General features: G+C 56.8%; 3 protein-coding genes. 2 read left to right on the forward strand and 1 reads right to left on the reverse strand.

What is annotated here, in order from left to right:
* Positions 1-216: 216 nt before the first annotated feature.
* Positions 217-564: a transposase gene (locus tag AC1VNY_RS42220; protein ID WP_028345404.1), complete on the reverse strand. Its 348-nt coding sequence runs from the start codon at positions 562-564 to the stop codon at positions 217-219.
* A gap of 231 nt (positions 565-795) precedes the next feature.
* Here AC1VNY_RS42220 and AC1VNY_RS42225 point away from each other — a divergent pair, with 231 nt between their 5' ends.
* Entirely contained in the window at positions 796-1,143 is a 348-nt protein-coding gene (locus AC1VNY_RS42225) for an IS4/Tn5 family transposase DNA-binding protein (protein WP_482409627.1), read from the forward strand.
* A 264-nt stretch (positions 1,144-1,407) separates the two neighbouring features.
* On the forward strand, positions 1,408-3,555 hold the full coding sequence (locus tag AC1VNY_RS42230; RefSeq protein WP_482409628.1) for a hypothetical protein: 2,148 nt from the start codon (positions 1,408-1,410) through the stop codon (positions 3,553-3,555).
* The last annotated feature ends 194 nt before the right edge of the window (positions 3,556-3,749 follow it).

The raw sequence follows: 3,749 nt of genomic DNA on the forward strand, positions 1-3,749 counted from the left end.
GTCCTGCAACTGCTGGACAGCATCTGATTATTATGTGGCGGAGGAATCCGGGCGTAGTCGGCCCTGGCTGGCGTTAGGGCGCCTCCGCCACATAATCTCATCCGACACATAAGAACGGATCTGAGCCAGCATCGCGCACAAGCGCAACAAGGCCATCGATACCCTTGCGGAAGTCGACCGGATGGCTGGCCAGGAACACCTTCACACCAGAGGGGATCATGCCGAGCGGACCGCGCGGATCACCCGCTGCAAGTGCGCTTCGTCGACGTCCACGCCGGCGCGCACGACGACCTCGCCAATGGCAATCTCGATCACTGCGCCTGCCACAGAAGTCACCACAACCTCGCGACTTGAAGGCCGCGAGGGACAATGCAACTCGGCCCGAGCATCACGGCGCCAGGCGAACAGCTGCGACGGGTGAATCCCGATCCGGCGGGCGATCGCCGATACGCTCGCGCCGGGCTCCAGGGCCTCTGCCGCAACTTGTGCCTTGAACTCGTCCGACCAGCGTCGCCGAAGCTGGCGCGGCGCTCCCTCAAGACGGTCGGCAACCGCTTCGATCATATGGAAGGTTCTAGTTCCAGAACTAGGCGCAGACATAGAAGCTCACATCGGCTCACAAACTCAGCAGCCGATAACCGATCGCTCACCCCCTGCGCCAGACGGGGTCTCCTTGCTTCCAATTACCCACAATTTGCGGTCGATTTAGACGACGTGTCCGCGGCGAAAACTTGAATCGGCAGAATCTGTTGTGATTCGTTGTCGAGCACCTGATTCGAAATTTGATGGTGCTTGGTGGGCTTGGTACTAAAAGATCTTGCGGAAGCGCGTGCTCGGCGATTGACGACCGGCATCGAGACGTGGGTTGATCGGGAAGTTGCGGGATGCGAGTTTAAGGATGAGCGGCTCGGCCGCCGATTTTGCAAATTGCTCGCACAAATCGGGAGCGACATGGGTCAGAGCATCCCGCTGGTTTGTCAGGACTGGGCGAACACGAAGGCCACGTATCGCTTCTTCTCCAACGAACGGGTCGACGAGGCGGATGCCGTCGAAAATCGCCAATATGATGTTTTCAGGGGCAGGCCGGGGTGGGCTCGGGACCTGGGTTCCACAACCGATCCGAGAACAGAAAGTCACTTTTGAAATTTTAATATCTAGCCAGATCGGGCGGTTCGCGCGTCACCCGCATGGGGAAGGGCCTTGGTAGGACCAAACTGTTACACTCTGCTAGAGGTTCGAAGCTGGCGACAGGTGCGAAGAGCTAGACATGGAGCAGACTCTGATCCCGGGCGGCGTCGGTTCCGAGGTTGGCCGGTGCGACCGATACGAGACCATGGCAACCGTCAGGTTCTCGAAAGCTCGCCTGACTAGGCAGAGTGTTCAGGTAATCCTGGAGGTGAGGTTAGCTTGGGCCCGCAAGATTTTGATCCGCTTAACGTGCCGGCTTGGTCGCAGGTGCAGCACGACGTCTCGCAAGAGCCGCAGACGAGCCAGGCCGGACAAGATGGCTTTGAGCAGCACTTGGCTGAGGCAAGGCAGGCCGAACCCGCGCCCGGCGGCGCTGGAGGCTCCTATCCCCATCTATCTACAGAAGACCGGGACCTTATCGACAGGGCGATTGCTCAATATACGGCTCAGAAGAACCCATCACCGAACTCGGTCAAGGTTTATACTCAGGCACTTCGTCGACTGGGGAATGATCTCCGCGCTAGAGGCCAAACGACCGATCTAGCGGACCACAAGTCCCTGCTCGATCACGTAAATACTTGCTTTCCGAACGACACGCATGTGAACGCAGGGGTGAGGATCCTTCTTGCGTATCATGGCTTAGACCCCGACTATCCCTATCTTTCTCCAGAAGACCGGAACCTTATCGATACGGCGATTGCTCAATATGTGGCTCAGAAAAACCCAAAACCGAACACGGTCAAGGTTAATACTCAGGCATTTCGTCAGCTGGCGAATGATCTTCGCGCCCGCGGCCAAGAGACCAATCTGACCGACTACGAAGCCCTGCTCGATCACGCGAATACTTACTTTCCGAACGACCGAAAAATCAAGACAGCGCTCCGGCTCCTTCTTGCGTATCTTGGCCGTGACCCCGACTATCCCCATCTATCTACAGAAGACCGGGACCTTATCGACAGGGCGATTGCCCAATATACGGCTCAGAAGAACCCACTACCGAACTCGGTCAAGGTTTATACTCAGGCACTTCGTCGACTGGGGAATGATCTCCGCGCTAGAGGCCAAACGACCGATCTAGCGGACCACAAGTCCCTGCTCGATCACGTAAATACTTACTTTCCGAACGACACGCATGTGAACGCAGGGGTGAGGATCCTTCTTGCGTATCATGGCTTAGACCCCGACTATCCCTATCTTTCTCCAGAAGACCAGGACCTTATCGATAGTACGATTGCTCAATATGTGGCTCAGAAGAACCCGGCACCTACAACGGTTAGGTTTTATACCCTGGGACTTCGTCGACTGGGGAATGATTTCCGCGCTCGCGGCCAAACGACAGATCTAACGGACCACAAGTCCCTGATCGATCACGTAAATACTTACTTTCTAGACGACGCACATGTGAACGCAGGGGTGGCGGTCCTTCTTGCGTCCATCAATTATGAGCATGACACCGCTCAATGGAGAGCAGCGAAGAGACCGAGAACGCTGAAGGATCTAGAAGAGATTGTGATTTACCGACAGCCAAGCGCAAACGCCGCTTCAGAAGAAAGTAGCGGAGCACCGCAGGTTGCCTCAACAGGCGTCATAGTGCGAGGCCATTGGAACGGCCGGCCTATTTATTCCGAGGATGCTGCCGTTGTGAGGCTTGAGCACGCCCTGATAGAGGGCGGCATGGACAGCCGAGTGGCGCGTCAGCATGGAGACCGCCTTCTTGGCTTTAGCCGTTGGCTATTCGAAAACAACAAGCCTAGCATTGTTGCTCGGCTGGACCGCAAGTCGCTGAGCGACGATGAGGCCACACACAGGTACACCGGAGGGAGGAATACGAACCTCGTTAAAAGCTTAGAGCTTTTCCAAACCTTTCGGGCCACGGAACTGGCTGGGCCCATCCTGCCTCCAAGCCACACTGGCGCTAAGCTCGATTCTTCCCCCCAGAACGTGGCCCTCATCAATCCCGAAACAGTCGCGCTGATGGAACCGCTGCGCATCGACGCCGCTACGCACCACGGCGCGCCGCACGAAGCGAGTACTCGGGAGGAGCTTCAGGAGGAACAGGACGGTCAACATGCCCCGTCGGTTTTCATTCAGGAGCAAACTGCATTCCATTCAGAGCAGCTCCCTCGGGGAGAGCCTCCGCGAGTGCTGGATCATCTGGATGATGAAGCCATGCCATCGCCAGCCTCCGTCGCTTCAGAGGAGCTTCAGCGCATGGAGAAACAGTTGCATGACGAGCTTCACGGACTAGGAGACAATCATCCTGCTCTGTCGTTTCCCATCGATCCGGAAGACCTTACTTTGGATCGCGAGCTGTTCTCTCCAGAGGAGCGTAAGCGGCAAGCTGAGCTTTCAATTACCCACATTTGACGTCGGATTTGAACGAGGCGCTGCGGGCGAAATCTTGAATCGGTAGAATCTGTTGTAATTCGTTGTTGAGCACCTGATTCGGAAGCGCGGGGTGCTCGATGGGCTTGGTGAAGGAACGCGCGGGGGCGCGTGCTCAGCGATTGACGACCGGTATCGAGACGTGGGTTGATCGGGAAGTTGCGGGATGCGAGTTT

Source organism: Bradyrhizobium ferriligni (genome assembly GCF_056837965.1).